We start from the raw sequence: 17,322 nt of genomic DNA on the forward strand, positions 1-17,322 counted from the left end.
CGCAACCCCCTCTCAGGTCTACGCCCCGCACGCCGATGGACTGGATGAACCAGCCCACGGACGGGCGCCCCACTCCACCGCCAAGGATGGAAACCCTGTGATCCTCGTGACTCGCCTCAACGGATCGGTGTTCGCCGTGAACCCCGACCTGATCCAGCGTGTCGATGCAACCCCTGACACGGTCATCACGCTCGTGGACGGCGCCAAGTTCGTCGTCACCGAACCGCTGGCCGAGATCATCGAGCGCGTCATGGCGTTCCGCGCGCGGGTCGTCGCGACCGCGCACTCCCTGGAGGAGACGGGCACGGCCGACGTCCTGGAGCTCCCGCACCACACCACCGAATCCACCCACAGCGACACGGACGGCGACCTGCCGGCCCCGGTCCCGCTGCACCGCAGGAGGCCCTGAGCCATGGACTTCGCAACCATCGGCGGTCTCATCGTCACCGTCGCCGCCATCCTCTGGACGCAGAACCACGAAGGTGGTTCGCCCACGGACCTCCTGCTGCCCGGCCCGCTCGTCATCGTCATCATCGGGACGCTCGGCGTCGGCTTCATGGGCGGGACGCTGAAGGACGGCATCGGGGCCTTCAAGTCCCTGAAGCGGGCCTTCCTGGGCAAGCCCAAGGACTCCGGCGCCACGGTCGGCGTCATCGTCAGCATGGCCGAGCGTGCGCGCCGCGAGGGCCTCCTGGCCCTCGAGGACGCCATCAAGGAAGTGGACGACGAGTTCCTCCGCGACGGCCTGCAGACCGCGATCGACGGCACCGACCCCGACGAGCTCTACGAGATCCTCAGCGCCCAGATCCAGGCCAAGAAGGCCGCGGACAAGCAGGGCGCCAAGATCTTCGGTGACATGGGTGGTTACGCCCCCAGCGTCGGCATCTGCGGCACCGTCATCTCCCTCACCGTCGTCCTCGCGAACCTGACCGACGCGGCGGCCCTCGGACCGCTCATCGCCGGCGCGTTCGTCGCGACCTTCTGGGGTGTCGCCAGCGCGAACATCCTCTACCTGCCCCTGCAGAGCCGCCTGACCCGCCTCTCGGCCATCGAGACCGCGCAGATGGAACTGGTCGTCGAGGGCATCCTCGCCATCCAGGCGGGCTCCAACCCCCGCTCGGTCGCGAAGAAGCTCGAGAGCCTGCTGCCCCCGGGCACCGCGGTTCCGGACAAGAAGGCGGCCTGATGTCGGCGGCGCACAAGCGGCGTCACAAGCACGAGGAGCACGAGGAGCACGCCAACCACGAACGGTGGCTGGTGGCCTACGCCGACATGCTCACCGTGCTGATGGCCCTCTTCATCGTCCTCTTCGCCCTCAGCCAGGTCGACCAGCTGAAGTTCGCGCAGTTCAAGGACGGTCTCACCAAGGGGACCGCCGCCTCCAACCAGGCGGTCTCCGGGAACTCCGGGATCCTGGACGCGGCCAACGGCGACATGCCCATCGACATCAGCCCGAACTCGACCGGTCAGCCGTTGCAGCAGAGCATCTCCTCCGAGGTGAAGCAGGTCCTGCAGCGTCAGCAGACCGCCCAGACCCAGTCCGACCTCCAGGACGCCAAGCAGGAGGTCCAGGACTACCGCGAGATCGAGAAGCAGATCAACGACGCGCTCACCGCGAAGGACGACCAGGACCAGGTGACCTACCGGATCACCTCCGACGGGCTCATCGTCGGTCTGGTCGCCGACAACGTGTTCTTCGCCAACGCCTCCGCCGAGGTCGAGGAGAAGGGCCGCGAGGTGCTGGACGTCATCGCGCCGATCCTGGCCCAGCTGCCCAACGACGTCGCGGTGCAGGGGCACACGAACGCCCTGCCGCTGAAGGGTTCCACCCGCTACCGCGACAACTGGGACCTCTCCGCGGCCCGCGCCATGACGGTCGTCCAGCGGTTCATCGCCGCCGGCATCCCCGGTGACCACCTCTCGGGCACCGGGTACGCCGACAGCCGTCCGCTGTACCCGAACGAGGACCCCAAGGCGCTGACGGGCAACCGTCGCGTCGACCTGGTCATCGCCTCCCCGAGCTCGGACGCCGTCAAGGCGCTCCTGCCCGAGGTCGCCGCCCAGACCGACACCGGCGCGGGACCCAAGGAACTCACCGGCACCACCGACACCGCCGGTGCGAAGAACACCTCGAGCGTCACCTCCACCACCGACCTCGCCACCGGCATCGCGCCGAACCTCGCCGCGAACGTCGCTCACTGACCCCCTGACGAACACGACCGAACGGAGTTCCCCATGGCCAAGGACAAGACCAAGGGCGACGGCGAGGCCAAGCCCGGCGGCAAGAAGAAGATGATCATCATCGCCGCGGGTGCGGCCGTCCTGCTCGCCGGTGGCGTGGGTGGCGGTGTCTTCTTCCTCACCAAGGGCGACAGCGCTTCCGCCGCGACGGCGACCCCCACGCCGACCCTCACCCCGGGTGACGTCACCGCGCTCGACCCGATCAGCGTCAACCTCGCCGACGGGCACTACCTGAAGATCGGCGTCGCGCTGCAGGGCGTCCTGGCCGCCGGCGGTGGCGGTCACGAGGGCGGCAGCACCGCCCTCGACGGCTCCAAGGCCTACGACCTGATCATCAACGAGTACTCCAACCTCTCGATGACCGACCTGCAGAACACCGATCAGCGCAACCACTTCAAGGACGAGCTGCAGGAGAAGGTCATCGAGGCGTACAAGACGCACGACGACAAGGGCGAGGAGACCGAAGGGGTCATGGGCATCTACCTGACCTCCTTCGTCATGCAGTGAGCTGAACCCTCCACCAGCAAGGCCCCGGGCACCAGCGTCCGGGGCCTTCCTGCGTCTCCACTCACCCCGCTCTGGTGGTCGGAACGCTGAGGCGGGGTGAGTCGTGGCAAACTCGCCTGACCACGGGTCCAGGGGGGATGACGGTGCGGGTGCTGCTGGTCGACGACGAGGTCACGCTCGCCGCGACGCTGTCGTCAGGGCTGACCGGGGTCGGGTTCAGCGTCGAGGTCGTCCACGACGGGGGAGCCGGGCTGGAACGGGCCACCGCGGGGTCGTTCGACGTCGTCGTCCTGGACATCATGCTGCCGGTGCTCAACGGTTACGAGGTCTGCCGGACGTTGCGGGCGCGCGAGGTCTGGACCCCGATCCTCATGCTGACCGCCAAGGACGGGGAGTACGACGAGACCGACGCGTTCGACCTCGGCGCCGACGACTACCTGCGCAAACCCTTCTCCTTCGAGGTCCTCGTCGCCCGGTTGCGTTCGCTGGTCCGACGCGGTGCGCCCGAGCGACCCGCGACGCTGAGCGCGGGGGAACTCGCCCTCGACCCCGCCCAGCAGCGGGTCCACCTGCGCGGCGAGGAGGTCCGCCTCACCGCGCGGGAGTTCCAGGTGCTGCACCACTTCATGCGCCACGCCGGCGACGTCCTGACCAAGACGAACATCCTCGAGAACGTCTGGGACGAGTTCTACGACGGCGACGAGAACCTCGTCGAGGTCTACGTCGGGTACCTGCGCCGCAAGATCGGTCGCGAGTTCATCGAGACGATCCGGGGTTCGGGCTACCGCTTCGTCAGTCCGTGAGTTCCGGGGAGTCCGGGAACTCCGAGATCGGGAGTTCGATCCGGAAGCACGTCCCCGGGCCGTCGTCGGGGTCGAGGACGCGGACGTTCCCGCCGTGGGCCAGGACGATCTCGCGGACGATGGCCAGCCCCAGACCGGTGCCGCCGAGGTCGCGGGCACGACTCTCCTCCAGGCGCACGAACCGGTCGAACACGCGTTCGCGATCCTGGCCGGGGATCGGGGGGCCGTCGTTGACCACGTCCAGGACCGCCGTGGAGCCGTTGCGGTGCAGAGCGATGGACACCTTCGAGACGGCGTGCCGGGCGGCGTTGTCGGTCAGGTTGCGCAGCACCCGCGACAGCGCGTGACCGTCGCCCAGGACCCGGGCCGGTTCGCGGTGCACGGCGACGTCTAGCGTCGTGGCCGTCCGCAACCGGCGGGCCTCGGCGGTCACCAGGTCGTCGAGGTCGACCTCGTCGCGCTGAGGGGTACCCGCAGAACCACGGCTGCGCTCGTCGACCCGGGCCAGCAGCAGCAGGTCGGCCACGAGCCGGTCCAGGCGTTGCGCCTCACCCCGCACCAGGACGGCGAGGTCCCCTCGGTCGGCGCGGTCGGGAACGGTGAGGGCGATGTCGGCGGCGGCCCGCAGGGTGGCGACCGGACTGCGCAGTTCGTGGCTGGCGTCGGAGACGAACTGCCGCTGCGCCGTCGTCGCCCGGTCGAGGTCGGCGAGCATCGCGTTCATCGTCCGGGCCAGTTGGGACACCTCGTCGTCGCCCGGCGGGACGGGAACCCGTTCCGAGAGGTCGCGCAGGCTGATCCCCTCGACGGTCGTGCGGATCTCGCTGACCGGGCGCAGCGACCGCCCGATGAACAGGTACGTGGCCCCGGCCACGGCGAGCAGCAGCAGCGGGCCGGCGACGGTCAGGGCGACCTCCGCGGCGTGCAGGGTGTCCTCGCCCGTACCCAGCGACTGTCCGATGAGCACGGTGAACCGGGTGCTGTCGACCGCGCCGCCCAGCGCCGTGAACCGGTACGGGTCGTCGTCGAAGGGCAGGGCCCTCTCGAGCGTCCGGGTCCCCCCCGCGGCCGGCAGTTCCCGGGCGAGCGCGGTGAAACCCCGCAGGTCGTCGCTGGCGGCGATGACGGTGCCGTCGGCGTTGAGGACCTGGACCACCGCTCGTCGCCGGGAGGCGGCGGAGATGGCGTCGCGCAGGTCCTCGCGGTTCGGGGAGTCGGTCGTGGCGACGGCGGTGGAACTCGCGATGTCCCCGTCCACCAGGGCCGAGACCCCCTGCGCGGTGGCGAGGTTGCCGGCGTCGATGCTGTTGTCCAGGTTGTTGCTCAGCGCCAGCAGCAGCACGGCGCCGGCCGCGGCGACGACCACGGCCTGCAGGACGGTGGCGGCGATCGTGGAGCGGATCTGCACCCCGGCCGCCCGCCACCAGCCGAGAACCCTGCCGAGCACCCCACGGGGGGTTGCGACCACTGGATCCACCTCTCTCACCCTGGAACGGCCTGTCCCGGTTCTGATCGTCGCGCACCACCGTGCGCACCGAGCCGCTCAGCAGAGGTTCAGCATGCCTTCGCCACGCTGGGGACATGACAGAGACTCATGGTCCGGAGGGACCCCGGGGCGGCACCGGTGCCGCCCTGCGCACGGCGGCGAACAAGGTTCCCGAGGTCACCGCGTTCTTCTGGATCGTCAAGGTGCTGGCCACCACGGTGGGGGAGACCGCGGCGGACTACCTCAACGAGACCCTCGGCTTCGGTCTCACCGCGACCAGCATCGTCATGACGGTGCTGCTCGCGGTCGTGCTCGTGGCGCAGTTCCACCGCCGCGGCTACCGGCCCCCGGTCTACTGGCTGGCCGTGGTCCTGATCAGCGTCGTGGGGACGTTGCTCACCGACAACCTGACCGACGGCCTCGGGGTGCCGCTCCTGGCCTCCACGATCGTCTTCGCGGTCCTGCTGACCGCGACGTTCCTGACGTGGCACCGGGTCGAGGGCACGCTGTCCATCCACGCGATCGACAGCCCCCGGCGGGAAGCCTTCTACTGGCTGACCATCCTCTTCACCTTCGCCCTGGGCACCGCCGCGGGCGACTTCGTGGCCGAGACGACCGGCATCGGTTACCTCGCTTCCGTCGTCCTGTTCGCCGTCGCGATCGCCGTGGTCGCCGTGCTGCGCTTCGGGCTGCGCCTGAACGCCGTCGGGACGTTCTGGGCGGCCTACGTCCTGACCCGCCCGCTGGGCGCGTCCCTGGGTGACCTGCTGTCGCAGGACCGGGCCGACGGCGGTCTCGGTCTGGGGACCACGGTGACCAGCGTCCTGTTCCTCGCGGCGATCCTGGCGGTGGTGGTCTACCTGAGTGTCAGCAGGGTCGACGCCCCCGACCGGCGCGGCGCCCCGGCCGCCTCGTCGTCCTCCTCCTCGTTGTCGTCGTGAGCACGCTGCTGGACCCCCAGCACCTGCTGTCGTCCTTCGGGACCCTGGGGGTCTTCGTGATCCTCTTCGCCGAGACCGGGCTGCTCGTGGGGTTCTTCCTGCCCGGTGATTCGCTCCTCTTCACCGCCGGGCTGCTGACGGCGACGGGTGTCAGCTCCTCGGTCCACCTGTCCCTGGTCCCGGTGCTCCTGGCCGCGGTCGGCGGGGCCCTGCTGGGGGCGGAGGTCGGCTACCTCATCGGCCGGGCCGCGGGTCCGGCTCTGCTGGAGCGTCCTGAGCACCGCCGGCGCTACGCGGGGGTGCAGCGCGCCCGCGCCGTCCTGGAACGCTACGGGCACGGCAAGGCGATCGTCCTCGCGCGGTTCATCCCGGTGGTCCGGACGCTGATGAACCCCCTCGCGGGGACGGTGGGCGTCCCGGCCCGCACCTTCACCCTGTGGCAGTGCGTCGGGGGGCTCCTCTGGGCCCTCGGGGTCACTCTCGCCGGACACGTGCTCGGTGGGCAGATCCCCGGGATCGACGCCTACCTGCTGCCGATCATCGCCGTCGTCGTGGTGGTCTCGCTGCTGCCGGTGCTGGTGGAACTGCTGAGGTCGCGGCGAGGAACCACCTCACGCCGCTGACCGCTCTCAGCCGCGGTTCAGCGACTCGCAGGCAGCATGGGGGGGAACCCGCGAACGCCGCCGCCACGCCCACCCCCTGTCTGGAGACGACGCCCCATGGCCCGCACGCCCCTGAAGCGCTTCCCCTGCGCGCGTCCCCCGGTCGCGGCGAAGGTGCCCGAGATCACCGTCCTCTTCTGGGTGGTGAAGGTGCTCACCACCGGCATGGGAGAGGCGGCCTCGGACTTCCTCGGCACGACGAACCTCGTCCTCGGCGGGGTGGTCGGCGTCGGGGGGTTCGCCCTCGCCCTGTGGTGGCAGTTGCGCGCGACGCGCTACCAGGCGGTCCGCTACTGGTTCGCCGTCGCGATGATCGCCGTCTTCGGGACGATCGTCGCCGACGTGCTGCACGTGGTGACCGGCCTGTCCTACTACGTGACCTCGGCGTTCTACGGGGTCGTGGTCATCGTCCTGTTCACCTGGTGGCGGCGCAGCGAGGGCACCCTCGACATCCACAGCATCACGACGGCCCGCAGGGAACGGTTCTACTGGGCCACCGTCGTCGCGACCTTCGCGCTGGGGACGGCGGTCGGGGACCTGACCGGGTTGACGATGCACCTCGGCTTCCTGCCCTCGGGATTGCTCTTCGCGGTCGCCATCGCGGTTCCCCTCGTGGCGTGGCGACTCGGAGCGAACCCGGTCGCGACGTTCTGGGTGGCCTACGTGCTGACCCGCCCGCTGGGGGCCTCCTTCGCGGACTGGCTGGCGAAGGAACCCTCCGTCGGAGGGGGTGTCGGTCTCGGGGACGGCCCGGTGACCCTCGTCGCGCTCGTCGTGATCGTCGCCCTGGTGGCCTACCTGGCGGTGAAACGCAGCGACGTTCAGGAGCAGACCGGAGGGGTCCCGGATGGTTCCGCGGACGTGCCGGTGCGCCGTGCTGCGCCGTCGTCGTCGCCCCGGGTCGCCACCGAGTCCCTGCCCGGCGACGCCGGCGGGGACCGCAGCTGATCGGGAGTCCGCCCGCACCGAGCCAGGAGCATCCGTGACCGCAACCTCCGCGCTCTTCCTCTCCGTCTTCCTGGCCAGCACCGTCGAAGCCGTCGAGGCGCTCACCGTGGTCCTCGCCGTGGGCGTGACGCGGGGCTGGCGCTCCGGCGGACTCGGCGTCCTCGCGGGTCTCGCCGCGTTGGCCGTGCTCGTGGTGGGCCTCGGGCCCGCGCTGACGGTGGTTCCCCTGCAGGTGCTCCGACTGCTCGTGGGGGCGCTGCTGCTGATCTTCGGGCTGCAGTGGCTGCGCAAGGCGGTCCTGCGCGCCTCCGGGCGCAAGGCCCTGCACGACGAGGCAGCCCTGTTCGCCGCCCACGCGGCGGCGGCACGCTCGCAGGCGATCGCGACGTCGGACGGCGTCGACGCCTACGCGTTCACCCTCTGCTTCAAGGCCGTCCTCCTCGAAGGTCTCGAGGTGGTCTTCATCGTCCTGACCTTCGGGGCCAACGCCGGACGCATCGGGCTGGCCGCGCTGGGGGCCGCGGCGGCGGTCCTCGTGGTCACCGTCGCCGGCCTCCTGGTCCGGGGCCCGTTGTCGCGGGTGCCCGAGAACCAGCTGAAGTTCGTCGTCGGCGTGCTGCTGACCTCCTTCGGGATGTTCTGGAGCGGTGAGGGCGCCGGGGTGCTCTGGCCGGGTGCCGACGCCGCCCTGCCGGTGCTCGTCGCGTTCACCGCCTGCCTCGCCGTCGGGTACACGCTGCTGCTGCGTGCGCGGACCCCGCGCGTGGACGCGTCCGCGCGGGCCGGGTCGTGAAGGCGCTGCGCGTGGTCCTGGACGTCGTCCGCGACCTCGTCATCGGTGATGACTGGCGGATGGTCGTGGGGATCGCGGCGATGGTCCTGCTCATCGTCGGCGGTCGTGCGGTGGGGTTCCCGGTGTGGTGGCTACCTCCGGTGACGGTGCTGGTGATGCTCGGTGTCGGCGTCTCGAGCGCACCCCCGGAACTGCGCCGGCCCCGGCGTCGGGATCGGCGTCGGTGACGACCGAGTCACAGGTTCGTCTGCGCCTCCAGCCAGTCCGGGTAGCGGCCACCCTCGATCTCGAGGGCGGCCGACTGCCGGGACAGCTCCTCCACCTCCTCGGGTGTGAGGGTGACGTCGGCCGCGGCGACGTTCTCGCGGAGCCGCCCCGGGTTGGTGGTCCCGGGGATGGGGACGATCCACGGCTGGCGGGCCAGCAGCCAGGCCAGGGCGATCTGGCCGGGTGTGCAGCCCTTCCGCTCGGCGAAGCGCCGCACGAGGTCCACCACGGCGGCGTTCTGCTGCTGGGCCGCCGCCGCGAAGCGGGGGATGCTGGCGCGCAGGTCGCTCCCCTCGGCGAACGAGGTCCCGGTGGCGATGGTCCCGGTGAGGAAACCCTTGCCGAGGGGGCTGAAGGGCACGAACCCGACGCCGAGTTCGGCGCACACGCCGAGGACGGCTTCCTCGGGGCGACGCCACCAGAGCGAGTACTCGCTCTGGACCGCCGTCACCGGGTGCACGGCGTGCGCCCGGCGGATGGTGTCGGCGGCCGCCTCGGAGAGCCCGTAGTGCTTCACCTTGCCCGCGGCGACGAGGTCCGCGACGGCACCCGCGAACTCCTCGATCGGGAACTCCGGGTTGACCCGGTGCTGGTAGTACAGGTCGATCGCCTCGACCCCGAGGCGCTGCAGGGAACCGTCGGCGGCGGCCGCGACCTCGTCCGGTCGCAGCATCCGCCCGGTCGCGGTCCGGGTGGCGGGGTCGACGTGCTGGGCGAACTTCGTGGCGATCACGACGTCGTCCCGATCGGCGAGGACGTCGCGGAGGGCCTCGCCGACGAGTTCCTCGTTGGCGTGCGGGCCGTAGATCTCGGCCGTGTCGAAGAACGTCACGCCGAGGTCCACCGCGGAGCGGACGTGGGCGAGCATCTCCGCCCGGTCGGGGGTGGCGCCGTAGCCGCCGGTGGTGGTCATGCAGCCCAGGCCGATCGCGGAGACGGCGGGGCCCTGCGGGCCGAGGGTTCGGGTGTGCACGGGTTTCTCCTCAGACGGTTCGGGTGGGGACGCGAAGACTCAGCAGCGCAGCGCCCAGGAGCAGCGCCGCGGAGATCAGGAAACTGGCGCGGGCACCCGCGAGGAACTCACCGGACACCAGGGCGCCGAAGACGGCGATGGCGACCGCGCCGCCGATCTGGCGGAAGGTGTTGAACACCGCGCTGGCCGTGCCGGACCGCTCCGGCGCGACGCCCTCCAGGACGACCGAGGTCACCGAGGGCATCGCCAGCGAACCACCCGCCCCGATGAAGCAGACGCAGAGCGCCGTCCACCCGACCGAGCCGGCCCCGACCGTGGCGGCCAGCCCGAGCAACCCCGCGACCATCGACGTCAAACCGGCGACCACGGGGACCCGCGCGCCGAAGCGGTTCGTGACCGGTCCGCTCGCCAGGTTCCCCGCGACGGCGAGGACCGCCGACGGCACGAAGACCAGTCCCGCCCGCAACGGGGTCAACCCCAGGTGCTGCTGCAGGTAGAGGCTCACGACGAACACGTTGCCGAAGTTGCCGACCATGAAGGCGAAACCCACCGGCAGCGCGATCCGCACCCCGCGGGCGCGGAAGAGGTCGAGCGGCACCATCGGGTGCGCGGCGCGGGCCTGGACGACGATGAACCCGGCGATCGACGCGACGGCGAGGACCAGGGTCGCCACCACGGTCGGTGACGTGAAACCCCGGTGACCGCCGTCGATCAACCCGAACACCAGGGCGGACAACCCGAGCACGGCCAGGACCTGACCGGCCACGTCGAAGGGGCTCGGTCGGCGCGGCGAGGTCGCGACCCGGGTGAGGAAGACGAGCATCCCCCCGCAGACCGGCACGTTGACCAGGAACACCCAACGCCAGTCCAGCGAGGTGAGGAAACCGCCGAGGGGCTGACCGAGCAGGCCGGCGACCGCTCCGCCGACGGCCCAGATCCCCAGGGCCCGGGCCCGGCGGCCCGGGTCGGGGAACGCCTCCCGGACCAGGGCCATGGACGCGGGCAGCATGATCGCCGCGCCGGCTCCCTGCGCGCACCGCGCGGCGATCAGCGCCATCGCCGACGGGGCTGCCGCACAGGCCGCCGAGGTGAGCGTGAAGACGACGACGCCGAGCGCGAGGGCACGTTTGGCGCCGATCCGGTCGGAGAGGTTCCCGGCGAACAGCAGCAGGCACGCGAACAGCAGGGTGTAGCCGTCGATGATCCACTGCTGCCCCGTCACCCCACCGCCGAGTTCCGCGCGGATCGCCGACAGGGCGACGTTGACGATCGAGATGTCGAGGGTGATGAGGAAGAACCCCAGCGACGCGATGGTGATCACGACGCGGGCGTGGGGGGAGTCGGGGGGTTCCGGGGCCGGGGGAACACCCGCCGCGGGCATTTCCTCGACCTCGTCACGGTGGCGCACGAACCCACCGTAGGGGGGCTCGCCGGGCGGTGGGATGCCCTGGCAGTACCCCTCTCACCCCTCTCACCCCTCTCACCCCCTCTCACCCCCGTCACGGGTCGCCGACGACCTCCGTGGTCCCGTCGGCCCACACGACGAGTCCCGACGTCCCGGGCCGACCGCCGAGCCAGCGGGCGGCGTCGGGACCGAGGGCGTAGGCCGCGGTCGCGTCGACGTCGGCGCGGGTCAGCGACGGCGCGATCACGCTCACCTGGGCCACCGCGGTGGGCGCGGCGCCGGTGCGGGCGTCGACGAGGTGGGCACCCCGGTGCGCGGTGCCCGAGGTGGCGATCGCGCCGTTCGCGATCGCCACGGTGGCGATGATCCGCCGGGGATCGGCGGGGTCCTCGATGCCGATGCGCCAGGGCGGGGACCCGGGGGAGGCGTTGTGGCAGAGCACGTCACCTCCCCCGGAGAGACAGGAGTCGGTGTCCGGCAGACCCGTCAACCAGACCGCGGCGCGTTCCAGGGCCCAGCCCTTCACGACGCCGGCGGTGTCGAGGCGACGCACCCCGTCCGCTCCCGGGCGGTGGACGTCGAAGGCGCCGCCGGAGTCGCGACGGGCCTCCTCCGCGATCGCCAGGACCTCCGCCACCTCGGGCGGGCAGTCGGCGACGGTGACCTCCCCGCGCCCCAGCCGCGAGGCCCACGACTGCGGGCGGTAGTGGCTGAAGACGGCCTCCGCCGCGCGCAACGAGGCGAGCACCGCGTCCCAGGCGTCCCGCCCCGCGGCGTCCTCGCGGTGTCGCCCTCGGATCGCGAGGCTCACGGGGAAGCCCATAACCTGCTCGACCCGGCGGACGGTGGCGGCGTCGTGCTCCCCGCTCACAGTCCGGCCTGGTCCAGCGCGCTCTGCAGGGAGGTGAGGTACCCGGTGCTGGTCACGGTGGCTCCGCTGACCATGTCGATCGAGGCGTTCTGCGCGGACAGGGTCTCCTGCACGAGGGTGGGGAGGGCACGGGCGTTGATCTCCTGGTCCCTGCCGTTGCCGCTGGGGTACTCCACGACGTCGACCGCGGTGATCTCGCCGTCCGCCACGGTGATCTCCACCTGCACCGGTCCCCACCTGGTGTCGGCGGCGGAACCGGTGAACGTCGCCGACGCGGTCGTCGAGGTGCCGCTCGAACTCGTGGTTCCCGCGACGGCGGGGGACACGACCGCGGTGCTCGTCGAGGAGGCCCCCTCGGTGGAGGTGTGGTAGCCGAAGAGGAGGACGAGCACCGTCACGGTGCTCATGCCGGCGACGACGATGCGGCGGGTGGAGCCACCCTCGCCGGGTTCGCGCGGGGGAGTTTCTCGGGTCACGCGGGTCACCATCCGAAGTCTTCGCAGTGGAACCGCTCGGCCGGGACCCCGGCGGCGGTGGCGGCGCGGCGCACGTCCGCGGTCCATCCCGCCGGACCGCAGACGTAGACGTCGCGCCCGGCGATGTCGGGGACGAGGTGACGCAGCGCGGTCACGTCGTCGATCGGGGGAGTGCCGGCGGGCAGCCAGGACCCCTCGGCGCGGCGCGGACCGGGGAGGTCCACCACCCGCAGGCCGCGGTCGCGGGCGAGGACGTCGAACTCCCGCGCGAACAGGGGTCTCCCCTGGTGGCGGTGCAGCAGGACCGCCTCACCGGGGGCGTAGCCGAGGCCTTCGGCCAGGGCCCGCAGGGGGGTGATGCCCACCCCGGCACCGATGAGGACGACGTCGCGGCGGGTCCGGGCCCGGGCCGAGAGACGACCGTGGGAACCTTCCACGAGGACCCTCGTCCCGGGTCGCAGGTTCCGCAGCCGGCGACCGCCGTCACCGGTGGTGCGGACGGTGATCCGCAGCCGGCGGCCGTCCGGGGCGGCGGAGAGGGAGTAGGGGTGGTTGCGCATCCAGCCCGGTCCGTCCAGGAAGCGGAACCCGAGGAACTGCCCGGCCTCGACGCCCAACCGGTGCAGGTTCCGTCCGGTCATCACGACGGAGACGACGTCGGGCGCCTCCTGCACGACGGAGGTGACCCGCAGGTCCAGTCGCAGGCTCCGCACCAGGGGCACGGTGACCCGGTGCACCAGGACCGCGACCATCGTCGCCCCCCAGACCGCCCACCAGAACACCGTCCGCAGCGGGTGGCCGGTGAACTCCTGACCCGTCCAGAGCTGGTGCGGCAGGGCGAGACCGACGCCCAGGTAGGCGTAGAGGTGGATCAGGTGCCACGACTCGTAGCGCAGCCGGCGCCGGGCGGCGCGGACGCTGGTCACGACCACGGCGACCAGGGCGAGGGTTCCCGCCCCGGCGAGCAGCACGCCGGGTTCCTCGACCAGGAGGTTCCACCCGGTCGCGGGGGTCTGGGTCAGTTCCCCGCCGGCGTAGCCCCAGGTGATCGTGACGATGTGGGCGAGCATCAGGTCGAAGGAGCAGAAGCCCACCCACCGGTGCACCCGGGCGAGTCGGTCCTGTCCGAACGCGGCCTCCAGGACCGGGACGCGGGCCATGAGGAACACCTGGGTCAGCAGCAGCACCGAGGCGACCAGGCCGGACAACCGTCCCAGCGAGGTCAGGGCGTCGGCCCAGCCGGTGAGGTCCTGCAGTCCGCGGTCGGCGGCCCACCAGTAGGTGACGAGCAGCAGGGAACCCCACAGCGAGCAGCCCGCGGCGAGGCGCACGCCCCGGTCGCGTCGGGCGCGGCCCGTGGGGGGACCGGGCGGACGACCGGGCTGCGACCGGGTGCCCGGTGACGTCGTGATGGTCATGCAGTGCTCCGAGGGGTTCGTGGGTGGGGACCTCGCCGCTGTCGTTCCGGTTCCGAGTGTGGGTCGAACCGGCTGAAGGCGACCTGAAGGACGTCCACGCACCTCCCAGGTCACGCACAGGTCACCCCACGACCCGACCCAGGTCGCTGGTCCGGGGTCTGAGGGCACCGGGACTCCCGGCCCCGGGCACCCCGTCGAGCCGGTGGACGCCGGCCGTCGTCCTGCCCGTCGGCCCCTTCGCGTCGGGGCGAACCCTTGAGCCGCAACGCCCAGAACCACCCGTTCGGGCTCGCGCTAAAGGGTGACGGCCATTCGTGCCGATAGAGGGCTCGTGGCAGCCGAGACCCCCAGTACCGCCGAGCGGACAGGCACCCGTCGCTCCCGGCGACGCGGTGTTCCCGTCCCGTACGACTTCCGACGGCCGACCAAGCTGTCCCGTCAGCACGCCCGCGTGCTCGAGATCACCTACGAGGGCTTCTGCCGTCAGTGGGCGACGCTGCTGTCCTCCACCCTGCGCACCACCGTGCAGGTCGAACTCGACGGCATCCAGCAGTACAGCTACGACGAGTACGCCGCGTCGCTGCCGCTGCCGACCGTGATGGCCGTCTTCGACCCCGAGCCGCTGACCGGGGCGGGCGTCCTGCACCTCGACATCGCCTTCGTGCTCTCCTGCATCGAGCGGATGCTCGGGGGCAGCGGCCACAACGAGCAGCCCAACCGGCAGCTGACCGACATCGAGGCCGTCCTGGCCCGCGGGATGGTCGAACGCACGCTCGTCGAACTGGCCTCCTCGCTGGTGACGGTCGTGGACCTCAAGCCGAAGCTCACGGCGATCGACCAGAACCCGGCCTTCGCCCAGGCCGCCGCCGCGACCGATGTGATGATCGTGTCCTCCTTCCACCTCGAGGTGGACGGGGTCGCCGGCACCGCGACGCTCGCGATGCCGCTGGACCCGCTGTCCGCGGCGCTGACCGCGGCGGAACTGCGGGTCGCCAGCCCCGAGGAACTGCGGATCCGGCGCCTCATGCGCGACCGCCTCGACGACCACCTCGAGCACATCCCGGTGGACGTCTCGGTCCGGATGAAGGCGGCGCAGATGCGTCCCGACGAGATCCTCTCGCTCATCCCCGGTGACGTGCTGCGGCTGCCGCAACGCGCCGACGAGCCCCTCGAGGTGGTCGCCCAGGGCGCCCACGTCGCCTCCGCCGTGGCCGGTAGCCGCGGACCCCGACTCGCCTGCCTGATCGTCCCGACCCCCGAGGAGAACGCACGATGAGCACCGCAACCCACACCGACCTGACCGCCACGCTGCGTGAGGCCGCCCAGGCTGCGCTCGCCGTCCTCCCGCTCTCGGCGCCCGGCACCATCACCGGTGTCGTGACCGTCGCCCAGGCCCCCGACCTCGGCGAGGAGGGCATCGCGGTCTCCGCGAACTTCGCCGGTGCCGCCAACGGCCGCGTCACCGTCGTCGTCGGCGAGGAGACCCTCAACACCCTCCTCATGAGCCCCGAGGGCGCCCTCGACCCCGTCGACGCCCTGCGCCCGGCCCTGGAGACCGTCGTGCACTCCCTCGGGCAGTGCACCCTGGACGCGGGCGTCGAGGGTGACCCGGCGCAGGCCCTGTCCCAGCTCGACGGCGGTGCCGTCGCGGTGATCGGCGCCGGCGGGGAGACCCTGGCCCTGATCGGGCTGACCCTCACCGTCCAGAACGACACCCCGCAGCCCACCGCCTCGGCGTCGGCGTCGTCGTCGCCCGCGGCGAGCCGCCCCCGCACGATGGACCTGCTGCGCGACGTGCAGATGGACGTCACCGTCGAGCTCGGGCGCACCAGCATGACCGTGCAGGACCTGCTGGCCCTGACCCCCGGCTCCGTCGTCGAGCTGGACCGCGCCGCCGGCAGCCCCGCGGACATCCTGGTCAACGGTCAGCTCATCGCCCGCGGCGAGGTCGTCGTCGTCGACGAGGACTACGCCATCCGCATCACCGAGATCGTCACCCCGGAGGCCGGCGCCTGATGGACGCCGTCGCCGCGATCGCCCGCACGAGCATCTCGCTGGTCGCGGTGCTCGGCCTCCTCTACCTGATCTCGCGCTGGTTGCGCCGCCGTCAGGGCGGCGTGACCGGCGGGGCGGACTTCTCCGTCCTGGCCAAGCAGAGCCTCGGCGCGAAGGCCGCCGTCGCCCTCATCAAGGTCGGCGACCGGGCCCTGGTCGTCGGGGTCTCCGACGCCGGCGTGAACCTGCTCGGCGAGACCGACGTCGCCTCCGTGTTCGCCCGGACGGGTGAACTCAAGGAAATCGCCGAAGGTGTCGAGGTAGGGGACATCACCGTGGAACCCTCCACGGTGGACGTCACGGACGGACCGGAAGTCGTTGCGGCCCAGCCGAACGTCGGGGAGCGCTACCTGCGCAAGGACGGCGAGACCGTCGCCGCGAAGCTCCCCACGCGCCACGCCCCCCAGCCGGGCGTCACCGGTTCGGCCCTGTCGCCGGCCACCTGGACCAAGGCAGTCGACGTTCTGCGTGAGAGGACGACCCGCAGGTGAAGAACTCCCGTGCCCGCACCCTGGCCGCGGCGCTGGTGCTGTCCGGTGGACTGATCGCCGGAGGTGCCGCGTCCGCTCAGGCCGCCACCTCCGCCCTCGCCCCGCTCAGCGTCTCCGCCGCCGCCCCTGTCGCCTACGTGACGGGTGTGAGCGCGGGCAGCCCCGCCGGTGCCGTGGCGCCGGCCGACCCGGTGGCCCCGACCACCCCGGCCGCCCCCGGTTCGGTGTCCCTGGACATCAACGGCGTCAGCGGCAAACCCAGCCAGTCCGTCACCGTCATCATCGCCCTGACGATCCTCTCGGTCGCCCCCGCGCTGCTGCTGCTCACGACCTGCTTCACCAAGATCCTCATCGTCCTGGGCCTGACGCGCAACGCGCTCGGCCTGCAGGGCACCCCGCCCAACCAGGTGCTGGCCGGCCTCGCGCTCTTCCTCACGATGTTCGTGATGGCCCCCACCTTCAGCGCGATCAACGACGCCGCGATCCAGCCCTACCTCAAGGGCGACAAGACCGCGACGGTCGCCTTCACCGACGGCAGCGAGCCGCTGAAGCAGTTCATGCTCAAGCAGACCCGGCCCGAGGAACTGGCCCTGATGACCAAGGCCGCCAAGCGTGACCTGCCCGCCACCCGCGAGGCCACCCCGCTGACGACCCTCGTCCCCGCCTTCGCCCTCTCCGAGCTGCGCAGCGCCTTCATCATCGGCTTCGTCATCTTCATCCCGTTCCTGGTGATCGACATCGTCGTCTCAGGAGCCCTGATGAGCCTCGGCATGATGATGCTCCCCCCGGTCACCGTCTCCCTCCCCTTCAAGCTCCTCCTCTTCGTGATGGTCGACGGCTGGGGCCTGATCATCAAGGCCCTGGTGAGCTCCTACGCGGGCTGAACCACTCGAGGTGACCTGAAAGGACGCACCACAGGGTGGTGTCGTCGGATGTCCGAAGTGAGCGCTGGTGCAGCCCCGTGAGGGTCTGCGTGAACCCGCGC

20 protein-coding genes are annotated in these 17,322 nt (G+C 71.6%); 14 read left to right on the forward strand and 6 right to left on the reverse strand.

What is annotated here, in order from left to right; translation table 11 throughout:
* Positions 1-97 precede the first annotated feature (97 nt).
* The 5 genes from SJY07_RS23960 (at position 98) to SJY07_RS23980 (ending at position 3,551) form a co-directional block, all read left to right on the forward strand.
* The gene (locus SJY07_RS23960; protein WP_328291715.1) at positions 98-409 is read left to right on the forward strand and encodes a flagellar FlbD family protein; all 312 of its coding nucleotides are present in this window, start codon (positions 98-100) and stop codon (positions 407-409) included.
* A 3-nt stretch (positions 410-412) separates the two neighbouring features.
* Positions 413-1,186 carry a motility protein A gene (locus SJY07_RS23965; RefSeq protein WP_380161815.1) on the forward strand — a complete coding sequence of 258 codons (774 nt, stop codon included), beginning with the start codon at positions 413-415 and terminating at the stop codon, positions 1,184-1,186.
* A complete protein-coding gene (locus SJY07_RS23970) occupies positions 1,186-2,202 on the forward strand; it encodes a flagellar motor protein MotB (RefSeq protein ID WP_380161816.1) in 1,017 nt (338 codons plus the stop codon). Before SJY07_RS23965 ends, SJY07_RS23970 begins: the two co-directional genes overlap by 1 nt.
* Before the next feature lie 33 nt (positions 2,203-2,235).
* Positions 2,236-2,748 carry a flagellar basal body-associated protein FliL gene (gene fliL, locus SJY07_RS23975; protein WP_380161817.1) on the forward strand — a complete coding sequence of 171 codons (513 nt, stop codon included), beginning with the start codon at positions 2,236-2,238 and terminating at the stop codon, positions 2,746-2,748.
* Positions 2,749-2,891: 143 nt separating this feature from the next.
* Complete coding sequence (locus tag SJY07_RS23980) at positions 2,892-3,551, forward strand: response regulator transcription factor (RefSeq protein ID WP_380162510.1); 660 nt, start codon at positions 2,892-2,894, stop codon at positions 3,549-3,551.
* Here the strand turns inward: SJY07_RS23980 and SJY07_RS23985 are convergent.
* The gene (locus tag SJY07_RS23985) at positions 3,541-5,019 is read right to left on the reverse strand and encodes a sensor histidine kinase (protein WP_380161818.1); all 1,479 of its coding nucleotides are present in this window, start codon (positions 5,017-5,019) and stop codon (positions 3,541-3,543) included. The genes SJY07_RS23980 and SJY07_RS23985 overlap by 11 nt on opposite strands.
* Before the next feature lie 113 nt (positions 5,020-5,132).
* On the opposite strand from SJY07_RS23985, the gene SJY07_RS23990 reads away from it, so the two are divergent.
* From SJY07_RS23990 to SJY07_RS24010, 5 genes are all read left to right on the forward strand, one after another.
* Positions 5,133-5,978 carry a hypothetical protein gene (locus SJY07_RS23990; protein WP_380161819.1) on the forward strand — a complete coding sequence of 282 codons (846 nt, stop codon included), beginning with the start codon at positions 5,133-5,135 and terminating at the stop codon, positions 5,976-5,978.
* Positions 5,975-6,601, forward strand: a complete 627-nt coding sequence (locus tag SJY07_RS23995) for a DedA family protein (protein ID WP_380161820.1) — start codon at positions 5,975-5,977, stop codon at positions 6,599-6,601. The genes SJY07_RS23990 and SJY07_RS23995 overlap by 4 nt, the downstream gene beginning before the upstream one ends.
* Positions 6,602-6,697: 96 nt before the next feature.
* A complete protein-coding gene (locus SJY07_RS24000; RefSeq protein ID WP_380161821.1) occupies positions 6,698-7,588 on the forward strand; it encodes a hypothetical protein in 891 nt (296 codons plus the stop codon).
* Positions 7,589-7,622: 34 nt separating this feature from the next.
* A complete protein-coding gene (locus tag SJY07_RS24005; protein ID WP_380161822.1) occupies positions 7,623-8,381 on the forward strand; it encodes a hypothetical protein in 759 nt (252 codons plus the stop codon).
* Entirely contained in the window at positions 8,378-8,608 is a 231-nt protein-coding gene (locus SJY07_RS24010) for a hypothetical protein (RefSeq protein ID WP_328291689.1), read from the forward strand. The genes SJY07_RS24005 and SJY07_RS24010 overlap by 4 nt, the downstream gene beginning before the upstream one ends.
* Before the next feature lie 8 nt (positions 8,609-8,616).
* Here the strand turns inward: SJY07_RS24010 and SJY07_RS24015 are convergent, their stop codons facing one another.
* The 5 genes from SJY07_RS24015 to SJY07_RS24035 form a co-directional block, all read right to left on the reverse strand.
* The gene (locus SJY07_RS24015) at positions 8,617-9,621 is read right to left on the reverse strand and encodes an aldo/keto reductase (RefSeq protein ID WP_380161823.1); all 1,005 of its coding nucleotides are present in this window, start codon (positions 9,619-9,621) and stop codon (positions 8,617-8,619) included.
* A 10-nt stretch (positions 9,622-9,631) separates the two neighbouring features.
* Positions 9,632-11,029 (reverse strand): MFS transporter, encoded by a 1,398-nt coding sequence (locus SJY07_RS24020; RefSeq protein WP_380161824.1) that lies wholly within the window; start codon positions 11,027-11,029, stop codon positions 9,632-9,634.
* A 91-nt stretch (positions 11,030-11,120) separates the two neighbouring features.
* Positions 11,121-11,897, reverse strand: a complete 777-nt coding sequence (locus tag SJY07_RS24025; RefSeq protein ID WP_380161825.1) for an FAD:protein FMN transferase — start codon at positions 11,895-11,897, stop codon at positions 11,121-11,123.
* The gene (locus tag SJY07_RS24030) at positions 11,894-12,304 is read right to left on the reverse strand and encodes an FMN-binding protein (RefSeq protein ID WP_380162512.1); all 411 of its coding nucleotides are present in this window, start codon (positions 12,302-12,304) and stop codon (positions 11,894-11,896) included. Before SJY07_RS24030 ends, SJY07_RS24025 begins: the two co-directional genes overlap by 4 nt.
* A 74-nt stretch (positions 12,305-12,378) precedes the next feature.
* Positions 12,379-13,791, reverse strand: coding sequence for a ferric reductase-like transmembrane domain-containing protein (locus SJY07_RS24035; RefSeq protein WP_380161826.1), 1,413 nt, complete (start codon positions 13,789-13,791; stop codon positions 12,379-12,381).
* Between the two features lie 331 nt (positions 13,792-14,122).
* Between SJY07_RS24035 and SJY07_RS24040 the strand changes: the two genes are divergently transcribed.
* Genes SJY07_RS24040 through fliP form a run of 4 tightly spaced genes read left to right on the forward strand, consistent with a single transcriptional unit; the run spans position 14,123 to position 17,221 of the window.
* The gene (locus tag SJY07_RS24040) at positions 14,123-15,067 is read left to right on the forward strand and encodes a FliM/FliN family flagellar motor switch protein (protein ID WP_328291683.1); all 945 of its coding nucleotides are present in this window, start codon (positions 14,123-14,125) and stop codon (positions 15,065-15,067) included.
* The gene (gene fliN, locus SJY07_RS24045) at positions 15,064-15,807 is read left to right on the forward strand and encodes a flagellar motor switch protein FliN (RefSeq protein ID WP_380161827.1); all 744 of its coding nucleotides are present in this window, start codon (positions 15,064-15,066) and stop codon (positions 15,805-15,807) included. The genes SJY07_RS24040 and fliN overlap by 4 nt, the downstream gene beginning before the upstream one ends.
* The gene (locus tag SJY07_RS24050) at positions 15,807-16,337 is read left to right on the forward strand and encodes a FliO/MopB family protein (RefSeq protein ID WP_380161828.1); all 531 of its coding nucleotides are present in this window, start codon (positions 15,807-15,809) and stop codon (positions 16,335-16,337) included. Before fliN ends, SJY07_RS24050 begins: the two co-directional genes overlap by 1 nt.
* Positions 16,334-17,221, forward strand: a complete 888-nt coding sequence (gene fliP, locus SJY07_RS24055) for a flagellar type III secretion system pore protein FliP (RefSeq protein ID WP_328291680.1) — start codon at positions 16,334-16,336, stop codon at positions 17,219-17,221. The genes SJY07_RS24050 and fliP overlap by 4 nt, the downstream gene beginning before the upstream one ends.
* Positions 17,222-17,322: the final 101 nt, after the last annotated feature.

The sequence above is a fragment of the Kineococcus sp. R86509 genome (assembly GCF_042466365.1).
GTDB lineage: Bacteria > Actinomycetota > Actinomycetes > Actinomycetales > Kineococcaceae > Kineococcus.